Here is a 20,601-nt window from a genome sequence, read left to right on the forward strand (position 1 = left end):
CCGCGGATCGCACCCGCTCACCGCCCCAGCCGCGCCCACGCGAGGTCGGCGGCGACCCCGAGGAGGAAGGCGACGCCGAGGTTCGTGACCAGCGCGAGGGCGCCGATGCCGACCGAGAGCGGGAGGTTCGAGGACTCCTCGACGGCGCGACCGAGCGAGACGGCGACGACCGCGAGCACCGCGCCGACCATCGAGATCGGGAACGCCGCGAGCAGCGCCGGCGTGGCGACGAGCGCGGCCCCGAGGTAGCCGACGCCGATCAGGACGTTCGCGCCCCCTGTCCGCGCGCCGAAGGCGTGTTTGCCCGCGACGCCGTCACACCCGTGACACATCGGGATCGCGCCCATCGGGACGGCGAGCAGGTTCGTCAGGCCCATGCTCGTCGAGAGGTCGTCCGCGGACACCTCGGCGTCGAACCGGTCTGCGAAGAGCAGCGAGGTCGCGAGCGCGGCGTTGCCGACCGTCATCGCCAGCTGCGCGAACGCGCCCTCCGCCGCGTTCCAACCGACCGCGGACGCGAGGTCCGGAACCGGGGGCGCGCCGGGGAGCGTCGGGGTCGGCACGCCGGCGGTCCACGCCGCGATCGCGACGCAGGCCGCGACGACGGCGAGTCCGCCGGATTCGCGGCGGCCGGCGGCGACGGCGAGCCCCGCGATCGCGAGCCCCGCGGCCCCGAAAAGCGGGTCCTCGAGCCCGATCCGGACGCCCGTCTCGAGGAGGATCAGCCCGACGGCGAACTGGATCCCGCGGATGACCGGGTCGCCGATCCAGCGCTCCACGGCCGCGAGCGTCCCCGAGAGCCCGATCGCGAGCAGGACGACGGCCAGCGCGAGCCCGGCGAGCGCCAGCTCGGCGTAGGTGAGCGCGCCGGCGATCGCGAGCGCCGCGAGCGCCTTCATCGGTTCCACCGAGACCGGGAGGCCGTAGGCGACCCCCCAGACGACCTGGAAGACGCCGAAGCCGACGAGCACGTGCGGGAGCGACACGTCCGTCAACAGCGCCATCGCGACGATCAACGGGATCACCGTAACCGAATCCCCTATCGCGCCGGTGAGCTCCCCGCGACCAAATTCGAGCCGCGATCGGGTCGCCCCGTCGCCGAAATACCCCATTCATACCGACTGAACCGGTATACAGACTTGAGGCTTGTCGGTAACCGTCTCGCGTCACGATCGATCAGAGGGAAACCGAATGTGATTTCTCGGTCGTTCGCGCGATTACGCCGAGCGTGACCGATCCGTCCCCTCCGTCGCCCGCTCTACGCTCCGATACCGGTCGCGAAGCCCGAAGGCGAGAGCGCCGAGCCCGACCAGCAGCGCGAGGAGCTCGACGATTCCGCCGACGAGGAGGACCGCTCCGAGAACCGCGAACCCGAGGAGCCCGGCGACGAGCGCGATCCACCGGTTCTCGCCGCCCAGCCGTCCCAGGATCCACGACCCCACCGCGTACCGGCCGTACACGGTCCCGATCCAGATCGCGGCGACGTAGGCGGCGACCCCCAAGAGCGCGAGCGGGATCCCGACGATCGTGACCGTCACGAGGAGGAGCGCGAGCGGGACGCCGACGAGCGCCAGGAGCCCGACGCCGCCGCTCGCGAGCGGGTCGGTCTCGACGCGGGCCGCCACGTCGCGGGAAAACCGGGGGAACGCGAGGAGCAGCACCGCGCCGAGGACGAGGTTGGCCGCGAGGGCGTAGGCGGTGCCGAACCACGAGGGGACGATGTCCATGCCGAACCCGACGCCGGTGTCGCCCCGGAGGCTCATATCCTCGACGACGCCGCCCGCGACGCTCGCGTCGGGGCTCCGCGTGAACTCCTCGGCGTCGTACCGGAACTCCCCGCCGACATCGGCGTTCGGCCCGACGACGACCGAGTCGCCGGCCGCGCGGACGTCGCCGCCGACCGCGCCGTCGACGACGATCGACCCCGCGCCGACGTCGATCGACCCGTCGACGCGTCCGCTGTCGGTCAGTTCGAAGGAGCCGACGCCGGCCTGGACGTCGCCCGCGACCGTACCGTCGACGGTCAGCGTGCCGGCGGCGGCGTCGACGTTCCCCTCGACGCGGCCGGTCTCGGCGATCCGGATCGATCCGGCGGCACCCGAGAGGTCGCCGGCGACGGTCCCGCGGACGACGACCGTCCCGGCGACGCCCTCGATCCCGTCGACCGTCTCCCCTTCGTCGACGACGATCGATCCGGACGCGCCCGCGACCGACTGGGCCACGGCGCCTCCCGTCGCGAGCGGGATCAGGAGCCCGACGACCAGGAGGGCGACGACGATTCGGCGACCGTAGCGGCGAAACGGAGGGGCCATACGCGACGCGTCACGTGGAGATGAACTATAATTTCCGATCTGATATGTGTCGGCGATCAGAACGGCCACCAGGACCGGTCGGTCACGCTCCGCCGGAGCCGATCGGCGATCCCCGCGTCGCTCTCGCCGTCCGAGGTCCCGGGCTCGCCGAGCGCCCACTCGGCCTTTTCGGCCGCCTCGCGGACCGTGCGATACTCCCAGCCGACGGTGTCGGCGAGCCGCCGGTCCGCCGGGCCGGTCCCGACGAACACGTGCCGCGGGGTCGCCGTCGCCTCGCCGATGTCGGCAAGCGTCCCCCACTTGTCCCAGTCGCGGAGCGCGTAGTCGTTCTCGAGACCGTGCCGGTCGAGGAACTCCCGGACCGCCTCCACGTCGTTGGCGACGACCCCGACGTGCGCGCTCCACCGGCGCGCGTCCGCGAACGCGGCGGCGGGGTCGGCGAGCGACCTGGCGGCCGAGAGCGTGAAGACGAGCGTCAACTCGCCCTCCGAGTCGTCGGCGTTGCGTACGACCGTCACGGTCCTATCCGGATCGGACCGGCAGCTCCACGCACGTCGGGTGTTCGGCCCCGTGGTGGATCGTGTTCATCGCGGTCCGGTACTCGCGGTCGCCGTAGAGGTCGCCGCCCGTGTTGTGGTTGACGTCGTACCGCGGGTAGTTCGACGAGGAGACGTCGAGCCGGATCCGGTGGCCCGGCTCGAACACGTTCGCGGTGGGGTATAACTCCAGCTCGAACTCGTACACCTCGCCCGGCTCGAGGAGGTCCGGCTCCCTCCGGTAGTTCCGGTAGCGTCCCCGGCAGATCGAGTCGGTGAGGTTGAGCGCGAAGCCGGAGGGGAACGCCTCGCTCGCCGGGTACTCGTCGATCAGCTTCGCGGTGAAGTCGGTGTCCGGGCCGTCGGTCGACGCGTGGAGGCGGACCCGGATCGGCCCCGCGACCTCGACGGCCTCCTCGAGCGGCGGCGTCCGGAAGACCACGACGTCGTTCCGCTCCTCCAGCGGGCCGTAGGCGGGTCGGCCCCGAACGTCTCCGGGCGCGTCCGCTGGTCGTAGCCGCCGCGGCCCGTGATGCTCACCGTCGGCCGGTCCGCGAGCGGGAGGTCCTCGATCCGCTCCTCGCGGGGCTCGAAGGTGTAGTAAGACGAGCAGTTCCCGCCGAGCGTCGGCACCGGGTCCCGCGGGTCGAACTCGTAGGTCGTCGACGCGCCCGCGGCGTCGGGCGGGTCGGTCGCGAGCGTGCCGTCGCCGTGCGCGTAGTAGGCGGTGACGTCGGCGTCCGGCAGCGGCCAGTCGCTCCCCGCCTTCCACTCGCCGCCGTGGCGGAGCTTCCCGTCCCCGGTCGCGGTGCCGTCGCCGGCACCCATCCGGAAGTACTGAACTCGGGGCTCGTCCCACGTGTCCCGCCCCTTGAGGTAGCGGTCGAAGAAGCGCAGCTTCGTCTCGAGGTAGTCGCGTTTCATCGCGTCGCCGAAGGCGGTCTCGCCCGAGTACGGCTTCGTCCACGTCGACTGGCCGCCGTGGGTCCACGCACCCATGAGGAGGAAGTGGTCGCTCGCCTTGCGGTCCGAGAGCGCCTCGAAGTTGTCGCAGGTCGCCTTCGCGTAGGAGTCGTACCACGAGCCGGCGTAGACGGTCGGCACGTCGGCGCTCTCCTCGTAGTGCGCCTCGAAGTTGATGCTCGGGTCCTCCCAGAACTCGTCGTCGCCGGGCGTCCGCGCGAAGTCGAAGACGTACTCCTCGTAGTTCGGGAGGTGTGAGAGGGGCGACTGGCCGGGGCACACCGGCTCGTTCGCGAGCATGTCGCGCGTGTCGACGTCGGCGATCCGCCGGCGGAGGTCCTCGTCCTCGAGGACGCGCTTCGCGAAGCCGCCGCCGATCGTCAACGACCACGTGAGCCACCGCAACTCGAGGGCTCCGTGGTGACGCAGCGTCGCCTTCCACGCGTTCGCCGCGCCCTGGTTGACGAACATCGCCGCCAGCCCCCGCGGCCGCTGGGTCGCCAGCGCGTTCTGGACCCACGCCATGTAGGAGGTGCCCATCGTCCCGACCTGGCCGTCGCAGTACGGGCGGTCGGCCAGCCACTCGACCGTGTCCGCGCCGTCCTCGGCCTCGTTGACGAGGAGGTAGAACTCGCCGTCGCTCGCGTACCGGCCGCGCACGTCCTGGAGCGCGACCACGTAGCCGCGCTCGGCGTACCAGTTCCCCGCCTGCTCGACGCGCTCGCGGGCGCGCTTGTCGTACGGCGTGCGGACGAGCAGCGCCGGCTTCGGATCGTCGATCGGCTCGCCCGTCTCCGGGTCGGCCGGGCGATACACGTCGGTCGCGAGCGCGACGCCGTCGCGCGTCTCCACCGTCACGTCGTGACGCACCGCGACTCCGTACTCGGGTGGTGATACCATACGTCACGCTCTCGGACGAGGATCTTGAACCTTGCCCCGACGCGACCGCGAGAGATTTATGGCGTCCTCCCCACAAACCCGACACGGTGGCCGTGACGACGTGTTACCCCCACCGAGCCCCTTGTGACGACGGGTTTCCACCGAGCCACCACCTTCCGACCGCCGAGAGCCACGGCGGCACCCGCCAGTACCGCCGGCGACGCCCGTTTTTAAGCCGCCGCGGACCGACCGGATCGACATGGAACTGGAGCTGCGGTTCTTCGCGACGTTTCGGGAGGCCGCCGGGGGGAAGACCGTCGTCCGCGAGTTCGAGGACGGCTCCGACGTCGGGGACGTGCTTCGCGCCCTGGAGGCGGAGTACGACGGGATGGACGGCCGGCTGATCATCGACGGCGAGTTGGCCCCCCAGATCAACGTGTTGAAGAACGGTCGCGAGGTGTTACACCTCCGGGGGCTCGACACCGATCTCGCCGACGGCGACCGCCTCTCCGTCTTCCCGCCCGTCGCCGGCGGGACGACGGACGCGGGGAGCGGGGCCGCCGACGCTGCCGACGCGGGGGGCGGGCCCGCCGACAGAAACGAGGACGGCGGCGGTGGCGACGTGGTCGACTCCGACGAACCCGCGACCGACCCGCCCGCCGAACCCGGATGGGTCCGCCGCGAGGTCGCCTACCGGGGTATCTCGCGACGGCTCGCCGCTCACTACCTCCGGAACCTGGGCGGCGACCTCGTCGGGACCGACGATCCCGCGGAGGCGACCCGCGTCGACGGCGACGGCTGGCGGGCGAGCCTCGCCGCGGCGGAGGTGACCGCGGCCGCGTCGATCACGCTCACCGAGGTGACCGTGTCGTTCGCGGGCGAGGAGGCGGTCCTCGAGGAGCTCCTCCCGAGGTTCAAACGGAAGGCGATGCGCGCGGGGGGCTGATGGGCGCGGGATCCGACGGGGAGGGAGCGGCCAGCCACCCGATCGACGGGACCGCGCTCCTGAAGACCGCGGCGCTCGCGAGCGTCCCGGCCGACCGGCTCCCGGCGCTTCTCGCCTGCGTTCAGGCCGACCTCGCCCCGCGACTCGACGAGTACCGCCGCCGGTACGAGCGGATCGAGGCCGCGCCGGACCGGGAGACGTTCCTCGTCGAGCCCGACCACTGGGAGGCGATCGGGAGGCGGCTCGACCTCGCCGACCGCGAGCGCGACGCGGTCGCCCGCGCACACGAGACCGCGGTCGAGCGCTGGGGGTCGACCACCGGCCGCCGCGGGGAGTTCGAGACCGCCCTCGAGATCCGGTCGGCGGTCGTGATCGGCGTCGACGCGAGCGGGGAGTGAGACCGCCCGTACCGACGGACCTTTCTCGGTCGCGAGAGAGGAACCCGCATGCGACTCGCCCGCCTGCTGACGCCCGAGGGACCGGTCGCCGGCCGATACGAGGACGGAGCCGTCGTCGCCGACGACGGCCGGTACGAGGTCGGCCGCGACGGACGCCTCCTCCCGCCGTGCGAGCCCAGCGCGCTCTACTGCGTCGGCCGCAACTACGCGGAGACGCTGGAACAGATGGAGTACGAGCGGCCGGAGGAGCCGGACTTCTTCATCAAGCCGCCGACGAGCCTCCTCGCACACGGGCAGCCGGTCCGGTACCCCGAGTGGACCGACGAGCTGACGTACGCCGGCGAGCTCGTGGCCGTGATCGACGAGCGCTGTCGCGACCTCGCGCCCGGGGACGTGCCCGACGCGGTCCGCGGCTACACGGTCATGAACGACCTCGACGCGCTCGATCAGGGGGACGGACCGCGCGGAAGGCGTTCGACGGCTCCGGCCCGCTCGGACCCTGGATCGAGACCGACGTCGACCCCGCGGGGGTGGAGATGTCGACGACGGTCGGCGGCGAGCGCCGGCAGGAGGCGAACACGGACCTCATGCTGTTTTCGCCCGACGAGGTCGTCTCGTTCCTCTCCCGGCGGTTCACCCTCAGGCCGGGCGACTGCGTCGCGTTCGGAAGCCCCGCGAACCCCGGACTCGTCGAGCCGGGCGAGCGCGTGGAGATCACCTACGAGGGCGTCGGGACGCTCTCGAACCGGGTCGTGGCGGGAGACGGAGAGTAGCGGCTCACTCCGATCCCGGGGTCCGCATCGGCTGGCGCTCGCCGTAGGTGAGCGTCCGCCAGAGCCACTCGACGGGGCCGAACCGGTACCGCCGGAGCCACAGCACCGACAGCGGCACCTGTATCGCCCAGAAGGCGACGACCATCCCCAGCGCCTCGATCCGGCTCACCGAGCCGAACAGCCCGAGCCCGTGGCCGTAGAAGACGGTGGTCGCGACGACCGTCTGGAGCAGATAGTTCGTGAACGCGGTCCGGCCGACGGCCGCGAACGCGTGGGTCGCGGGGCCGTCCGGCCGCCACCGGGCGTAGAGTGTGACGAGCCCGACGTAGCCGCCGGCGACGAGGAGGCTCCCGACGTAGTTGAACTGCCGCCAGAACAGCGCCGCGCCCGCGCTCCAGTCGTTGGCCTCGACGTACCAGACGCCCGCGAGGACGACGCCGACGCCGACGAGCCCGCCCGCGACGAGCCGCCGGTAGAACGCCGAGGAGCGCTCGCCGGTGAACACGCCCCACTTGTACAGCGCCATCCCGAGCAGGACGGTCCCGCCGACGCGCCAGAACGTCCCGCCGAGGAAGCCGACGGTCTGGCGCTCGAAGGCGGTGGGAACGCGGTGATCGAGCTGGGCGATCCAGCCGCTCCGGTAGGTCTCGACCTCCGCGCGGAGGATCGATTCCGCCGGTTGCCACTGGCTCGCGATCGCCTCGCCGCCGACGGTGAGGCCCGCGAACACCTCCAACAGGGGCGTGACGAGGAGGAAGACGGCCGCCAGCCCGGCGAGCGCCCGCGGCTCCCAGTCGTGTGCGAAGACGAGCGCCAGCCCGCAGAAGCCGTAGGCGACGAGGATGTCGCCGTACCAGAGCAGGTACGCGTGCGCCAGCCCGATGACGATCAGCCAGATCGTCCGCCGGTAGTGGAGCTTCATCGCCGGTTGGCCCTTCCGCTCCTTGCTCTCGATGAAGAGGACGATCCCCGCCCCGAACAGCGCCGAGAAGATCGTGATGAACTTCTGTTCGGCGAGGACGTGCCCGACGAGCCACGCCCAGTAGTTCACGCCGGAGAAGTCGCCGAAGACGGTGGGGTTGAGGAGCGTCGTCTCGGGCATCGAGAACACCCGGACGTTGATCACGAGGATGCCGAGGACGGCCACGCCGCGGAGCGCGTCGAGGCTGACGATGCGTTCGGAGGGCGGGGTGGGTCCGGGCGAATCGCTCACGATACGCGAGTCCACGGACTACAGCGACGAATAGGTTCGTGATCCGGAGCGAAACGGGACCGTGATCCGGCCGGAGGCCGAACCCGCTCTGCGGTCTACTCCAACCGGACCGCGCGGCCGGTCTCCGAGGAGCGGTAGAGCGCGTCGATCACGCGCTGGACGGCCAACCCCTCCTCGACGGTGTTGATCGCGGGGGGCTCGCCCGCCGCGACGGCCTCGAGGAAGACGTCCTGTTCGGCCCCGTGGCTGTTGTCGTCGCGGGTCTCTATCTCCGTGTCCGAGAGGTGGTGGCCGCCGCCGACGCTCGCCTCGTGGAGCGTGAGCTCGTCGCGGCCGCGGTCGAACGTCGCGCCCGCCTCCGTGCCCCGGATCACGAACTCGTCGGTCGCCGGGCGGTTCGTCGCCCACGCGACCTCCAGCGAGACCGTGCTGCCGTCGGCCCCCCGGATGAACGCCGAGGCGGAGTCGTCGACGTCGAACCCCTCCGGGCCCTCGTCCTCGCCCCACGTGTCGATGTAGGCGTAGTCCTCGCGGCCGCCGAACTCCGAGCGCGTCTCGCCGCTGACCTCGACGATCTCGGGGTGATCGAGGAAGTACAGCGCCAGGTCGATGGCGTGGACGCCGATGTCGATGAGCGCCCCCCCGCCGGCGACCGCCTTCGAGGTGAACCAGGAGCCGCGGCCGGGAACGCCGCGACGCCGGACGTAGTTCGCCTCGACGTGGTTCGTCTCGCCGAACCGCCCCTCGTCCTGGTAGTGTTTGATGACCCGGACCGGGTGGCGGAAGCGGTTGTTGAACCCGACCATACAGAACCCCTCCGCGTCGGCCGCCGCGTCGGCGATGCGCTCCGCGCTCTCGAGGGTGTGTGCCAGCGGCTTCTCCAAGAGCACGTCGAGGCCCGCCGCCAGCGCCTCCGTCGCGTACTCCTCGTGGAACCGGTTCGGCGTGGTGATCAGGACGGCCTCGCAGTCGTCGTAGAGGGCCTCGGCCTCCTCGTAGGCGTGGAGGCCGAACTCCTCGTGAAAGCGGCTTCGCGCGTCGGCGTCGATGTCCATGCCGCCGACGAGGTTCGCACCCCGCTCGAGGAACTGTCTCGCGTGGTGGGTGCCGATCCCGCCGAGGCCGACGATCCCGACGGGGACGTCGTTGGCGCTGGTCATGTCCCGGAATTCACAACGGGTGTTGTTAAGACTCACGCTCCGCGCGAAATGAGGGCCTCACCGCCGCTCGATGGACCGTCCCGTCGCTCGCGGTTTCGAGGGGCTACCGCTCTCGAGTCATCCACTCGCTGGCCTGCGGCTCGTCCGGGTCGGTGACGACCTCGACGAGCGCCGGCCCGTCGTGAGCGCGCGCGTCGTCGACGGCGTCGCCGACGGCGTCGAGGTCGCTCACGCGCTCGGCGCGCACGCCCATGCCGGCGGCGATCGACGCGATGTCGAGCCCGGTGTCGACCCAGCCGTACGCCTGTGCGGGGAAGTCATAGGTCCGCTCGGCCTCCTCGCTGATGATCGCGTAGTCGTCGTTGTTCAACGCGACCACGGTGACGTCGATGTCCTCGGACGCCAGCGTGTGGAGCTCGTGAACGCACATCATGAGCCCCCCGTCGCCGGTCAACGCGACCACGTCGTCGTCGGGGTTCGCGAGCTTCGCGCCCATCGCCGACGGGAGCCCGGTGCCCATCGTCGCCCACGAGCCGGGGTTGACGTACGACTCGGGGCCGGCCGCCGGGAAGGAGACCAGCGTCCACAGCCGGAACCCGCCCGCGTCGGCGGTCACGACCGTCTCCTCGGGGAGCACCTCGCGGACCTCGCGGAGCACCTCGACCGACCGGAGCGGGGCGTCGGCGTCGCGGGCGGCCGCGACCGCGTCGAACCGGCCGCGGTCCGCCTCGCGGACCGCCGCCGCGCGGGCCGCGCCCGACGTCCCGGAGTCCCCGGACTCGGCGGGCTCAAGCCGGTCGGCGAGCGCCCCGAGGAACCGGTCCGCGTCGGCGACGACGCCGAGGTCGGCCTCGTAGCCGAATCCGATGTCGTCGCCGTCGAGCGTGACGTGGACGAGGGACTCAGGCATCGGCACCGACCACTTGCCGGTCGAGACCGCGTCGAGGTCCGAGCCGACGACGAGCCCCGCGTCGGCCTCGGCGAGCAGGTCGCGAAGCTCCGTGCTCGTGCCGCCACAGAGCACGCCCGCCGAGAGCGGGTGCGTCTCCGGGAGCACGCCCTTCCCCTTGTAGGTCCCGACGACCGGCGCGTCGAGCGCCTCCGCGACCGCCCGTAGTCGATCCGTCGCGCCGGCGCGGCGGACCCCGCCGCCCGCGATCACCACCGGCGCGTCGGCGTCGCCGAGGCGGTCCGCGGCCGCCGCGACCACCGACGCCGAGGGCGCGGGGGGCTCCGCCGGCTCGACCTCCGGCGGCGTCGCCTGCGGCGTCCGGCTCGCGAGGACGTCCTTCGGGATCCCGACCCGCACCGGTCCCTGCGGGGCCTCGCGGGCGACCCGGATCGCGTCGGCGACGGCCGCGACCGCGCCCGCCGGCGACTCGACGAGGACGTTCTCCTTCACCACCGTGTCGTACGTCTCCGGGGGCGTCTCGTGGATCCCGTCGCCGCCGCGCACGTCGCGTTCGGTCTCGACGGCGAGGTGGAGCAGCGGGACGTTGTCGTTTTTGGCGTTCTTCAGCCCGTTCATCGCGTTCATGTCGCCCGGCCCGGGCACGACCACGGTCGCGGCCATCGTCCCCGGCTCGGCCGTCTCCGCGTACCCCCACGCCTGGTGGGTGACCGCGGTCTCGTGTCGCGCCACGACGAACCGCGCGTCGCGGTCGGCGAATCCTCGATTGAGCGGGAGCGTCTGCTTGCCGGGGATGCCGAACGCCGTGTCGATCCCGCGGTCGAGCAGGCAGTCCACGACCGCCTCGCCGACCGTTTTCTCGGAGCCGTCTGTCGAGTCCATACGACGACGTCACCCGGTCGGGAATTGAAAGCTTCGCTGTGTCCGCTCACTCCGCGACCGTTGTGTCCGCTCACTCCGCGACGTTCGTCTCGCGCACCCGGACGCCCTTGCGCGCGAGGTGACGCATCTGCCGCTGTGCGAACTCCTCCTCGCTCGTCCCGCGGGTCGCGAGCACGTACACGAGCGCCGACCCCGCGGGCCGCATCGTCCGCCCGGCGCGCTGTGAGCCCTGACGACGGGAGCCGCCGAGCCCGCTCGCGACGACCGCCAGCTCCGCGTTCGGGAGGTCGATCCCCTCGTCGCCGACCCGCGAGACGACGAGGGCGTCGAGGTCGTCGTCCTCCTCGCGGAACCGCCGGAACAGCTCGGCGCGGTCGCGGTGCGGCGTCTCCCCGCTGACGAAGGGCGCGCCGATCGCGTCGGCGATCGCCTCGCCGTGGTCGAGGTACTCGACGAACACGAGCGCCTTCTTCCCGCGGTGGGCCGCGAGCAGGTAGCGGACCTCCGCGACCTTCGCGGGGTTCTCGGCGGCGAGCCGGCGGCGTTCCCGCCCGTCGGCGCTGGCGTACTCGTTTCTGGCCCGCTCCTCGCGCCACGGGACGTACCGGATCTCGACTTCCGGCTCCTGGACGAACCCCGCCTCGAACAGCGCGTCCCAGTCCGCCCCGATCGGCTGGCCGATCAGGGTGTAGATCTCCTCCTCGCTCCCCGTCTCGCGGACCGGCGTCGCCGACAGCCCGAGCCGGTGTTTGCTCTGGAGCTCGGCGGTTCGAGAGTAGACGGGCGCGGTGACGTGGTGCGCCTCGTCGAAGCAGATCAGCCCCCACTCGCGGGAGTCGAACAGGGATCGGTGGCGATCCATCCCCGCGATCTGGTAGGTCGCGATCGTGACCGGCCGGATCTCCTTCGTCCCGCCGTGGTACAGCCCCACGTCGGCGGGGTCGACCGTCGAGTGCGCCAGCAGCTCCTCGCGCCACTGCTCGGCGAGCTCGCGGGAGGGGACCAAGATCAGCGTCTCGCCGCCGACGGCCGCGATCGTCGCGATGGCGGCGACCGTCTTGCCCGACCCGGGCGGGCCGACGTACACCCCCGAGCGCGACTCGAGGAAGGTCTCGACCCACGTCTCCTGGTAGTCGCGGAGGTCGGTCGTGAGGTCGATCTCGACGGGATCGCCCGTCTCCAGGTCGCGGTCGTCCTCGACGGGGTAGCCCGCGTCGTACAGCGCGCGTTTGACGCCCGCGACGGCGTCCTCGTTCACCCACGCCTCCGTCTCGGAGATGGGCGCGCGGAGCTGGCCGTCCTCGAGGTGGCTCTCGGCGACGTTGCCAAGGAGGCTCTCGTTGGCCGCCTCGAGGACGACGTAGCCGTCCTCGTGGGTGTACAGCCGGAAACGGTGTGCGCGCCGCCACTGGTCGCGGATCCACTCCTCGAGGTGGTCGGCGCGTCGCGGGAGGACGGCGCGCAGGCTCGCGATCAGCGCGTCCGCGTCCGCGAACGGCGCGGCCCACACGTCCTCCTGGCGGATCCGGTAGAGGTAGCCCCGCGTGCCGGGCTCGGTCCCCGTGGTGTCGACGAGGTAGGCGAACTGCGAGAGCCGCGCCCGCGTGAACTGCGTCGGCCGGTCGACGACGATCTCCCGGCGGCTCGGGAAGGCGACCACGCGCTCGCGGGACGCCAACGCACCCCAGTCGCTCGGGTAGAAGACGACGGGGTCGCTCTCGACGTCGAGCCGGTCCACGTCCCCGCGATCGACGAGGTCGGCGAGCGCGTCGCGGGCGGCGGCCTGCGTCGTGCCCAGCCGACGCGCGACCTCGCTGGCGGTCGCGACGGGGCGCTCCTCGGCCTCGAGCGCCTCGTGAAAGCGGTCGAGCGGGACGTCGGTCGGGCCGTCGTCGGGAGCGGTGGAGTCGTCGGAGACGGGTTCGGTCTCGACCGCGGAGTCGTCGTCGCCGGCGGCGGGGTCGCCGGTGTCGTCGGTCATCACTCCCGGTTCGACCGCGACGCGGAAATGGGTAGCGTCCGCGCTCGACCGGGACGGAAACCCGCCGGGCTCCGTGACCGGCTGCCGACTCCTACCGCCCGGCCGACGGACCGCGACAGCGCCGCGAGGTGATCGCCTCCTTCGACCGGAACCGACAGCCGCACTCGACGCAGCGGACGAACGGCTCGCCGGGGTCGGTCTCCAGCCGGTGACCGCCGACGACGAACGGTCGGGTGACCGCACGCGGCCGGATTCGGTCGGGGATCGTGGTCTCCGGCGTCTCGCTCAACGCGGCCCGGAGGCCGATGGTGTCGACGTCGACCGGGTCGAACCGGCCCGCCTCCAGCGCCGCCTCGCGGTCCGCGACCTCGGTCCAGCCGGTGACGACGACCGGGGAGTCGGTCTCGGTGTCGCTCACGACGACGACGAACCGGATCCCGCCGTCGACGAGCGCGAACCGCCACCCGTCGGTCCGGTTCCAGCGCAGCTGTCCCCGCCGGATCGCCTCGGTCACGGTCCGCGTGGAGACGTACCGGCCGGGCTGTTCGAGCCGCTCGTGGAAGTGGTTCGTGAGCGCGTACAAACCGGGGTCGCGGAGGGGAGGGTCCTCCGGAGTTCGGCTCCGCGGGGGGACCGACCGCCCGCGGTCGGGGCCGGGCGGCCGGCCTCTGGGGGCGGTCGATCGCCCTCGAGCCGCCGCGGTGTCGGGCGATCCGGGTCGCGCGGTCGACGCGCGGCGTCCGTCGGCCTCGGGTGACGCCGCGTGCGGTGCGGTCCGACGCTCCGTCGATCCGGGACGGGGGACCTCCTCGGCCCCCGACCCGCCCTGTCGGGATGCCACTGCGTGTGGATATAGAGCGTCCCCTTAAGTGTGTTACGGCGACCCACGATCGCGGGGAACGGACGGGAGACGAAGGGGAGTCGGGCGGCCGCCGCTCGTACCCGGACTCGAGACCGGGTGCTCACTCGTGGCCGGAGACGCGAACCGGCTCGTCGAGCATCCAGTCGTGGCCGCTCCCGAAGCTCATACAGCCGAGACAGAGGCGGCTCACGGTCGTCCCCGTGTTCCCGAGCGTGGTGTACTCCATACGCACGGTCCCCTCGCCCGCGGCATAAGTCCCGTGGCGGGTCGTCACCGCCGGATCCGGGCCGGGATCGCCGGGCCACCGCGGCGTACCCTTTATACGACCGGCCGCGTTACCGTCGCGTATGCCCCAGTGTGAAATGTGTGGTTCCGAGCAGACCTCCCTGACGACGACGAAGGTCGAAGGCGCGGAGTTGGAGCTCTGCAGCTCCTGTACGGACTTCGGCACGGAGGTCCGCGAGGAGCCGAGCGGCTCGACGGGGAGCAAGTACTCGACGAGCTCCAGCTCGGGAACGCCCTCCTCGTCCTCCTCGAGCGGTTCCGGCGGGTCTAGCGGGTCCGGCGGCTCGCGGCGTCGCCGCGACATGTTCGACGACATGGAGGAGATCGCCACCGACTACGACGACCGGATCCGCAACGCTCGGGAGGCGAAGGGGTTGAGCCAGGAGGAGCTGGCGGACGACCTCAACGAGAAGGCGAGCCTGATCCGGAAGCTCGAGCGCGGCGACACCCTCCCCACCGACGAGATCCAGCGGAAGCTCGAGCGCGCGCTCGACGTCTCGCTCGTCGAGGGCGAGGACGTCGACGCCGACTGGGAGTCGAACGACGCCGGCACGATGACGCTCGGCGACGTGGTCAAACGGAAGGACTGACGCCCGAACGCGACCCGCCGCCGGCACCGAGTCGGCCGGACCGCCTCGCCGTCATTCTTCCTCGACGTGTACCCACATTCCGACGAGGAGGACCGCGATCAGGCCGAACGCGACGAGCGAGAGGTTCGGGATGGTGAGCCCGACGACCGGGTCCCGCCACTGGACGGCCGCGCACGGTCCCCCGAACGTACAGCGTCCCGTTGTGGCCTGGAGGAAGGAGTGGTAGCCGGCGAGACACAGCCCGGGGATCACGAGCGGGAGGGCGGTCCGCCGGACGGCCGTCCGCTTTTCGAGGGTCGCGACGCCGAGGACCACGACGAGCGGGTACATCAGGATACGCTGGTACCAACAGAGCGTACACGGCTCGAGGCCGAGACCGAGACTGAACCGGAGACTCCCGGCCGTCGCGACCGCCGCGACGAGGGTCGCGGTCGACAGCCACGCGGTCGCGCGATCGGGACGGAACGACGCGGCCGTCATGCCGTCGCGTCGTCCTCGTCGGGGGGTTCCGACTCCCAGTACCTGTCGGTCAGGTAGTCGATGATCCGGTCGACGGTGTCGGGATCGTAGCTCCAGAAGCCGTAGAACCGGCCGGGTTCGCGCTCCTCGGCGAGCAGCACGCACTTCGCGCCGTCGAAGCCGCCGCCGTCGTAGGCGACGAACCACGTCTCGCGGATCTCCGCGGTGCGGCCGATGTGGACCTCGTACTGGTCGGTCTCGGGCGCGTCTCCCTCGGCGGCCGCGTACGCGTGGACGTCGAGGCGCTCCTTGCCGGCGAGCCGGTCGTACGTGTTCGCCTCGCCGGTGAGGACGTCGAGCGTCTGGAACCCGGCGTGGAGCTCGCCGCCGCCGACGCGCCAGGCGCGGTCCTCGATCTCGCGGGAGGCGGCGACCATCTCGGCGCGCGAGTAGGAGGTGAAGAGCGTCCCGTCGAGGTGATCGAGTATCGGCTGACCGACGCGCCGGGGAGGGGTCTCCCCGTCGCCCTCGGCCGACTCGCCATCGGCCGACTCGCCATCGGCTGACTCCCCCTCGGCCGACTCGCTCCCGGAACGGTCCCCGTCGTCGCCCGCGGGAGGGAGGAGGTCGTCGATGGCGGCCGCGGTGACGAACTCGCCGTCGCGGGAGAGGACGGCGTAGCCGGTCGGACCCTCCTCCGGGCGCTCGGCGACCACGCGGAGGTTGCGGTCGGCGAAGTGCTCCGCGAGCGTTTCGGCGACGCTCGGGTCCGGATCGAACACCGTCAGCGTGGCCTCGCGGGCCTCGACCCCGGAGATGATCTCGATGAGCGACATGCGATATCCGACCCGTCGAAACGCGGGTCGGTGTGTCGGTATCTCCCGTGGGTTAAGAGTGTTGCTCCGGAGGACCCGGTTCCGGGAGACCCCGGCTCCGTGAACCCCCGTTCCGGAAGCCCCCGACTCCGAGAGACTCGACCGACCACGAAGGTATTTGCGGCCCCGTCCGTTACCCCGGGTATGTTCATCCTGGTGAACCTGAAGGCGTACCCCTGTGATCCGATCGAGGTCGCGACCGCCGCCCGTGACGTCGCCGAGGCGTCGGGCGCGCGGATCGGCGTCGCGCCGCAGGCGGCCGACCTCGCCCGCGTCGCGGAGACGGGCGTCGAGACGTGGGCCCAGCACGTCTCGCCGAACGGACACGGCTCCCACACCGGGTCGACGCTGGCGGAGGCGGTCGCCGACAACGGGGCCGAGGGGACGCTGATCAACCACTCGGAGAATCGTCTCAAGCTCGCCGACATCGACGGCTCCGTCGAGGCGGCCGAGCGGGCCGACCTGGAGACGGTCGTCTGTGCGAACAACCCGGCGCAGATCGGCGCGGCCGCGGCGCTCTCGCCCGACGCGGTCGCCGTCGAGCCGCCGGAGCTCATCGGCGGCGACGTCTCCGTCGCGACGGCCGACCCCGGCATCGTCGAGGACGCGGTCGCGGCCGCCGAGGCCGTCGACCCCGACGTCGACGTGTTCTGCGGGGCCGGCGTCTCGACCGGCGACGACGTGGACGCGGCGGGCGAGCTGGGCGCGTCCGGCGTCCTCCTCGCCTCGGGCGTCGCCAAGGCGGACGACCCGGCGGCGGTGCTCGAGGACCTCGTCTCGGGGCTCTGAGTCGGGTCCGATTCTGCGGGGCGTCGGCGGGGCGTCGACCGAACGCCGACCCTCCCTCGACGGCGGGCGACTGGGTTTGCGGGTCAGTATAAAGACACCGATGTGAGTGCCTACCACGATCGCGGAAACCGCAACACTGCGTCGGGATCGATTCGATCCGCATGTCGGGCCGTCTAGTAACCTTTAACCGACACAAGCCGGTATTCACGTGCAAGATGGCGACCAACAAGATCCTCGGTATCGACCTCGGTACCACCAACTCCGCGTTCGCGGTGATGGAGGGCGACGAGCCCGAGATCATCGCGAACGCGGAGGGCGACCGGACGACCCCGTCGGTCGTCGCCTTCTCCGACGACGGCGAGCGGCTCGTCGGGAAGCCGGCGAAGAACCAGGCCGTCCAGAACCCCGACCGAACGATCCAGTCGATCAAACGCCACATGGGCGAGGACGGCTACACCGTCGAGGTCGGGGACGACGAGTACAGCCCCGAGCAGATCTCGGCGATGATCCTCCAGAAGATCAAACGCGACGCCGAGGAGTACCTCGGCGACGACGTCGAGAAGGCGGTCATCACGGTCCCCGCCTACTTCAACGACAAGCAGCGCCAGGCGACGAAGGACGCCGGCGAGATCGCCGGCTTCGACGTCGAGCGCATCGTCAACGAGCCGACCGCCGCCTCCATGGCGTACGGGCTCGACGACGAGTCCGACCAGACCGTCCTCGTGTACGACCTCGGCGGCGGCACCTTCGACGTGTCGGTCCTCGATCTGGGCGGCGGCGTCTACGAGGTCGTCGCCACGAACGGGGACAACGACCTCGGCGGCGACGACTGGGACGAGGCGCTCATCGACCACATCGCCGAGGAGTTCGAGAACGACCACGGCATCGACCTCCGCGAGGACCGGCAGGCGCTCCAGCGGCTGAAGGACGCCGCCGAGGAGGCGAAGATCGAGCTATCGAACAAGAAGGAGACGACGGTCAACCTCCCCTTCATCACCGCGACCGACAGCGGTCCGGTCCACCTCGAGCAGTCGATCACGCGGGCGACCTTCGAGAGCCTCACCACGGACCTCCTCGACCGAACGGTCGAGCCGACCGAGCAGGCGCTCGCCGACGCCGGCTACGAGAAGGGCGACATCGACGAGGTCATCCTCGTCGGCGGCTCCACCCGGATGCCGCAGGTCCAGGAGAAGGTCGAGGAGCTCGTCGGCCAGGAGCCGAAGAAGAACGTCAACCCCGACGAGGCGGTCGCGCTCGGCGCGGCGGTCCAGGGCGGCGTGCTCTCCGGCGACGTCGACGACATCGTGCTGCTCGACGTGACGCCGCTCTCGCTCGGCATCGAGGTGAAGGGCGGGCTCTTCGAGCGGCTCATCGAGAAGAACACCACCATCCCGACCGAGGAGTCGAAGGTGTTCACCACGGCCGCGGACAACCAGACCTCCGTCAACGTCCGCGTCTTCCAGGGCGAACGCGAGATCGCCGAGGAGAACGAGCTGCTCGGCGCGTTCCAGCTCACGGGTATCCCGCCCGCGCCGGCCGGCACCCCCCAGATCGAGGTCTCCTTCAACATCGACGAGAACGGCATCGTCAACGTCGAGGCCGAGGACCAGGGCTCCGGCAACGCCGAATCGATCACCATCGAGGGCGGTGTCGGCCTCTCCGACGAGGAGATCGAGGAGATGCAAGAGGAGGCCGAGAAGCACGCCGAGGAGGACGAGAAGCGCCGCGAGCGCATCGAGGCGCGCAACGAGGCCGAGACGGCGATCCAGCGCGCGGAGACCCTCCTCGAGGAGAACGAGGAGGAGGTCGACGACGACCTCGTCGCCGACATCGAGGCGGCGATCGAGGACGTCGAGGAGACGCTCGAGGACGACGACGCCGAGACCGAGGAGATCGAGGAGGTCACCGAGGCGCTCTCGGAGCAGCTCCAAGAGATCGGCAAGCAGATGTATCAACAACAGGCCGCACAGGCCGGTCCCGGCGGCGCGGGCGGTGCCGGTCCGGGCGGCATGGGCGGCATGGGCGGCCCCGGCGGCGCCGCCGGTCCGGGCGGCATGGGCGGCGAGGACGCAGACGGCGACGAGTACGTCGACGCCGACTTCGAGGACGTCGACGACGAGAACGACGAGAACGAGGAGTAGCGTCGACGCGTCGCGACCCCGACCGGCTCGCCGTGACCGACCCGCCGTCGCGGTCGGCCGCGCCGCTTAACACGACCGAACCACGACCACATCACCAACGCAACGCATGAGCGAGGACTTCTACGACGTCTTGGGTGTCTCCCGGGACGCCAGCGAGGACGAGATCAAGAAGGCGTACCGGAAGAAGGCCGCGAAACACCACCCCGACGTCAGCGACGACGACGACGCCGAGGAGCGGTTCAAGAAGATACAGAAGGCGAAGGAGGTGCTCACCGACGAGGAGAAACGCCGCCAGTACGACCAGCTCGGCCACGAGCGGTTCACCGAGGCCGACAAGCGGGGAGCGACCGGCGGCGGGGGCGGTCCCGGCGGCGCGGGCGGCATGGGCGGCATGGGCGGCCCCGGCGGCTTCGAGGACATCTTCAACCAGTTCTTCGGCGGTGGCGGCGGCCCGGGCGGTGCCGGCGGTCGCAGGGACGATCGCCCGCGACAGGGTCAGGACCTCCGGACGGGCCTCACGATCGACCTCGAGGAGGCCTTCGAAGGGACCGAAAAGCAGTTCACGATCACGCGGCCCACGCGGTGTGACACCTGCGGCGGCGACGGACATCCCCCCGACGCCGACGTGAACACCTGTCCGCAGTGTAACGGGCAGGGACAGGTGCGACAGGTCCAGCAGACGCCGCTCGGGCGCGTCCAGCAGACCTCCACCTGTCCGCGGTGTGAGGGCGCGGGCGAGGTGTACAGCGAGGACTGTTCGGACTGCGGCGGCGACGGGATCGTCCGCGAGGAGGCCACCCTCACCGTCGAGGTTCCCGCGGGGATCCAGTCGGGCCAGAGCCTCCGGATGGAGCGGGAGGGCGCGCCCGGCGAGAACGGCGGGCCGAACGGCGACCTCCTGATCGAGGTCGACGTCGACGTCGGCGACCGGTTCGAGCGCGACGGCGACGACCTCCGCGTCAACGAGGCGGTCTCGTTCCCGCAGGCGGTCTTCGGCGACACCATCGACGTGGAGACCGTCGACGGCACCGTCGAGATGGACGTGCCCGCGGGCACCCAGAGCGGCGAGACGTTCCGGCTGAAGGGGAAGGGGATGCCCCACCTCCGGCGTCGCGGCCGCGGCGACCTGTACGTACAGGTCGCCGTCGTCGTCCCCGAGTCGCTCAACGAGGAGCAGCGCGAGGCGCTGGAGGCGTTCGCGGAGGCCGGCGGCGAGGACATCGACGTCGGCGGCGGCTTCTTCGAGAAGCTGAAGAGCACGTTCTGAAACGACGAAAACGGATCCGAAGACAGGCTTTTCGGGCGTCCGGTCCAAGCGGCGGTATGGGCTACGACGAAGCCGCCTACACCGACGTCGAACCGAAAGCGCCCGGCATGTACTTCCTGCGCGAGGCGCTCGACTGCGCGGAGCTCGGCGTCACGGTCGTCGAGGCCGACGCCGACTGGGACGGGATGGAACACGACCACGCCGAGGACGGTCAGGAGGAGGTGTACGTCCTCCTCGAGGGCGAGGCGACCATGGACGTCGACGGCGAGTCGGTCGCGCTCGCGGCCGGCGACGCGATCCGCGTCGACCCCGAGTCGAGCCGCACGCTCTCGTTCGAGGCGGACGGCTCCCGGATGGTGGTCGCGGGCGCGCCCTGAGGC

17 protein-coding genes and 4 pseudogenes are annotated in these 20,601 nt (G+C 71.4%); 9 read left to right on the forward strand and 12 right to left on the reverse strand.

What is annotated here, in order from left to right:
* Window positions 1–17: 17 nt before the first annotated feature.
* The 4 genes and pseudogenes from AXA68_RS13855 to AXA68_RS17615 all read right to left on the reverse strand — a co-directional run bounded on the left by AXA68_RS13855 (window position 18) and on the right by AXA68_RS17615 (window position 4,711).
* Entirely contained in the window at window positions 18–1,112 is a 1,095-nt protein-coding gene (locus AXA68_RS13855; RefSeq protein ID WP_066417944.1) for a putative sulfate/molybdate transporter, read from the reverse strand.
* A gap of 105 nt (window positions 1,113–1,217) precedes the next feature.
* Window positions 1,218–2,312, reverse strand: a complete 1,095-nt coding sequence (locus AXA68_RS13860) for a bactofilin family protein (RefSeq protein ID WP_066417947.1) — start codon at window positions 2,310–2,312, stop codon at window positions 1,218–1,220.
* A gap of 56 nt (window positions 2,313–2,368) precedes the next feature.
* Window positions 2,369–2,830 (reverse strand): DUF7124 domain-containing protein, encoded by a 462-nt coding sequence (locus tag AXA68_RS13865; protein ID WP_066417949.1) that lies wholly within the window; start codon window positions 2,828–2,830, stop codon window positions 2,369–2,371.
* A 4-nt stretch (window positions 2,831–2,834) separates the two neighbouring features.
* A pseudogene (locus tag AXA68_RS17615) lies at window positions 2,835–4,711 on the reverse strand (CocE/NonD family hydrolase).
* A gap of 238 nt (window positions 4,712–4,949) precedes the next feature.
* Here AXA68_RS17615 and AXA68_RS17155 point away from each other — a divergent pair.
* The 4 genes and pseudogenes from AXA68_RS17155 to AXA68_RS13890 form a co-directional block, all read left to right on the forward strand.
* Window positions 4,950–5,225, forward strand: a pseudogene (locus AXA68_RS17155) (ubiquitin-like small modifier protein 1); the annotation flags it as partial.
* 87 nt (window positions 5,226–5,312) lie between these two features.
* On the forward strand, window positions 5,313–5,636 hold the full coding sequence (locus AXA68_RS17160) for a hypothetical protein (protein ID WP_066418637.1): 324 nt from the start codon (window positions 5,313–5,315) through the stop codon (window positions 5,634–5,636).
* Complete coding sequence (locus AXA68_RS13885; protein WP_066417951.1) at window positions 5,636–6,034, forward strand: hypothetical protein; 399 nt, start codon at window positions 5,636–5,638, stop codon at window positions 6,032–6,034. Before AXA68_RS17160 ends, AXA68_RS13885 begins: the two co-directional genes overlap by 1 nt.
* 48 nt (window positions 6,035–6,082) lie before the next feature.
* A pseudogene (locus AXA68_RS13890) lies at window positions 6,083–6,807 on the forward strand (fumarylacetoacetate hydrolase family protein).
* Between the two features lie 4 nt (window positions 6,808–6,811).
* Here AXA68_RS13890 and AXA68_RS13895 read toward each other — a convergent pair.
* From AXA68_RS13895 to AXA68_RS16545, 6 genes and pseudogenes are all read right to left on the reverse strand, one after another.
* Window positions 6,812–8,020: a DUF418 domain-containing protein gene (locus AXA68_RS13895; protein WP_066418643.1), complete on the reverse strand. Its 1,209-nt coding sequence runs from the start codon at window positions 8,018–8,020 to the stop codon at window positions 6,812–6,814.
* 95 nt (window positions 8,021–8,115) lie between these two features.
* Window positions 8,116–9,180 carry a Gfo/Idh/MocA family protein gene (locus AXA68_RS13900; protein ID WP_066417953.1) on the reverse strand — a complete coding sequence of 355 codons (1,065 nt, stop codon included), beginning with the start codon at window positions 9,178–9,180 and terminating at the stop codon, window positions 8,116–8,118.
* A 103-nt stretch (window positions 9,181–9,283) separates the two neighbouring features.
* Complete coding sequence (locus tag AXA68_RS13905) at window positions 9,284–10,972, reverse strand: thiamine pyrophosphate-binding protein (RefSeq protein ID WP_066417954.1); 1,689 nt, start codon at window positions 10,970–10,972, stop codon at window positions 9,284–9,286.
* A 70-nt stretch (window positions 10,973–11,042) separates the two neighbouring features.
* Window positions 11,043–12,953, reverse strand: coding sequence for a DEAD/DEAH box helicase (locus AXA68_RS13910; RefSeq protein ID WP_066417956.1), 1,911 nt, complete (start codon window positions 12,951–12,953; stop codon window positions 11,043–11,045).
* A 91-nt stretch (window positions 12,954–13,044) separates the two neighbouring features.
* On the reverse strand, window positions 13,045–13,794 hold the full coding sequence (locus AXA68_RS13915) for a hypothetical protein (RefSeq protein ID WP_066417958.1): 750 nt from the start codon (window positions 13,792–13,794) through the stop codon (window positions 13,045–13,047).
* 148 nt (window positions 13,795–13,942) lie between these two features.
* Window positions 13,943–14,041: pseudogene (locus AXA68_RS16545) on the reverse strand (aldo/keto reductase); the annotation flags it as partial.
* 121 nt (window positions 14,042–14,162) lie between these two features.
* On the opposite strand from AXA68_RS16545, the gene AXA68_RS13920 reads away from it, so the two are divergent.
* Entirely contained in the window at window positions 14,163–14,690 is a 528-nt protein-coding gene (locus AXA68_RS13920) for a multiprotein bridging factor aMBF1 (RefSeq protein WP_066417960.1), read from the forward strand.
* Between the two features lie 51 nt (window positions 14,691–14,741).
* Here the strand turns inward: AXA68_RS13920 and AXA68_RS13925 are convergent, their stop codons facing one another.
* Both AXA68_RS13925 and AXA68_RS13930 read right to left on the reverse strand, forming a co-directional pair.
* Window positions 14,742–15,170, reverse strand: a complete 429-nt coding sequence (locus AXA68_RS13925) for a disulfide bond formation protein B (RefSeq protein WP_066417961.1) — start codon at window positions 15,168–15,170, stop codon at window positions 14,742–14,744.
* The gene (locus tag AXA68_RS13930; protein WP_066417962.1) at window positions 15,167–15,985 is read right to left on the reverse strand and encodes a DICT sensory domain-containing protein; all 819 of its coding nucleotides are present in this window, start codon (window positions 15,983–15,985) and stop codon (window positions 15,167–15,169) included. The genes AXA68_RS13925 and AXA68_RS13930 overlap by 4 nt, the downstream gene beginning before the upstream one ends.
* A 183-nt stretch (window positions 15,986–16,168) precedes the next feature.
* Between AXA68_RS13930 and tpiA the strand changes: the two genes are divergently transcribed.
* From tpiA to AXA68_RS13950, 4 genes are all read left to right on the forward strand, one after another.
* Window positions 16,169–16,813 (forward strand): triose-phosphate isomerase, encoded by a 645-nt coding sequence (gene tpiA / locus AXA68_RS13935; RefSeq protein WP_066417963.1) that lies wholly within the window; start codon window positions 16,169–16,171, stop codon window positions 16,811–16,813.
* Between the two features lie 215 nt (window positions 16,814–17,028).
* Window positions 17,029–18,954 carry a molecular chaperone DnaK gene (gene dnaK / locus AXA68_RS13940; RefSeq protein WP_066417965.1) on the forward strand — a complete coding sequence of 642 codons (1,926 nt, stop codon included), beginning with the start codon at window positions 17,029–17,031 and terminating at the stop codon, window positions 18,952–18,954.
* A 106-nt stretch (window positions 18,955–19,060) separates the two neighbouring features.
* The gene (gene dnaJ / locus AXA68_RS13945; protein ID WP_066417968.1) at window positions 19,061–20,221 is read left to right on the forward strand and encodes a molecular chaperone DnaJ; all 1,161 of its coding nucleotides are present in this window, start codon (window positions 19,061–19,063) and stop codon (window positions 20,219–20,221) included.
* A 56-nt stretch (window positions 20,222–20,277) separates the two neighbouring features.
* Window positions 20,278–20,598 (forward strand): cupin domain-containing protein, encoded by a 321-nt coding sequence (locus AXA68_RS13950; RefSeq protein ID WP_066417969.1) that lies wholly within the window; start codon window positions 20,278–20,280, stop codon window positions 20,596–20,598.
* Window positions 20,599–20,601 lie beyond the last annotated feature (3 nt).

This window comes from Halorubrum aethiopicum (assembly GCF_001542905.1).
Lineage (GTDB): Archaea > Halobacteriota > Halobacteria > Halobacteriales > Haloferacaceae > Halorubrum > Halorubrum aethiopicum.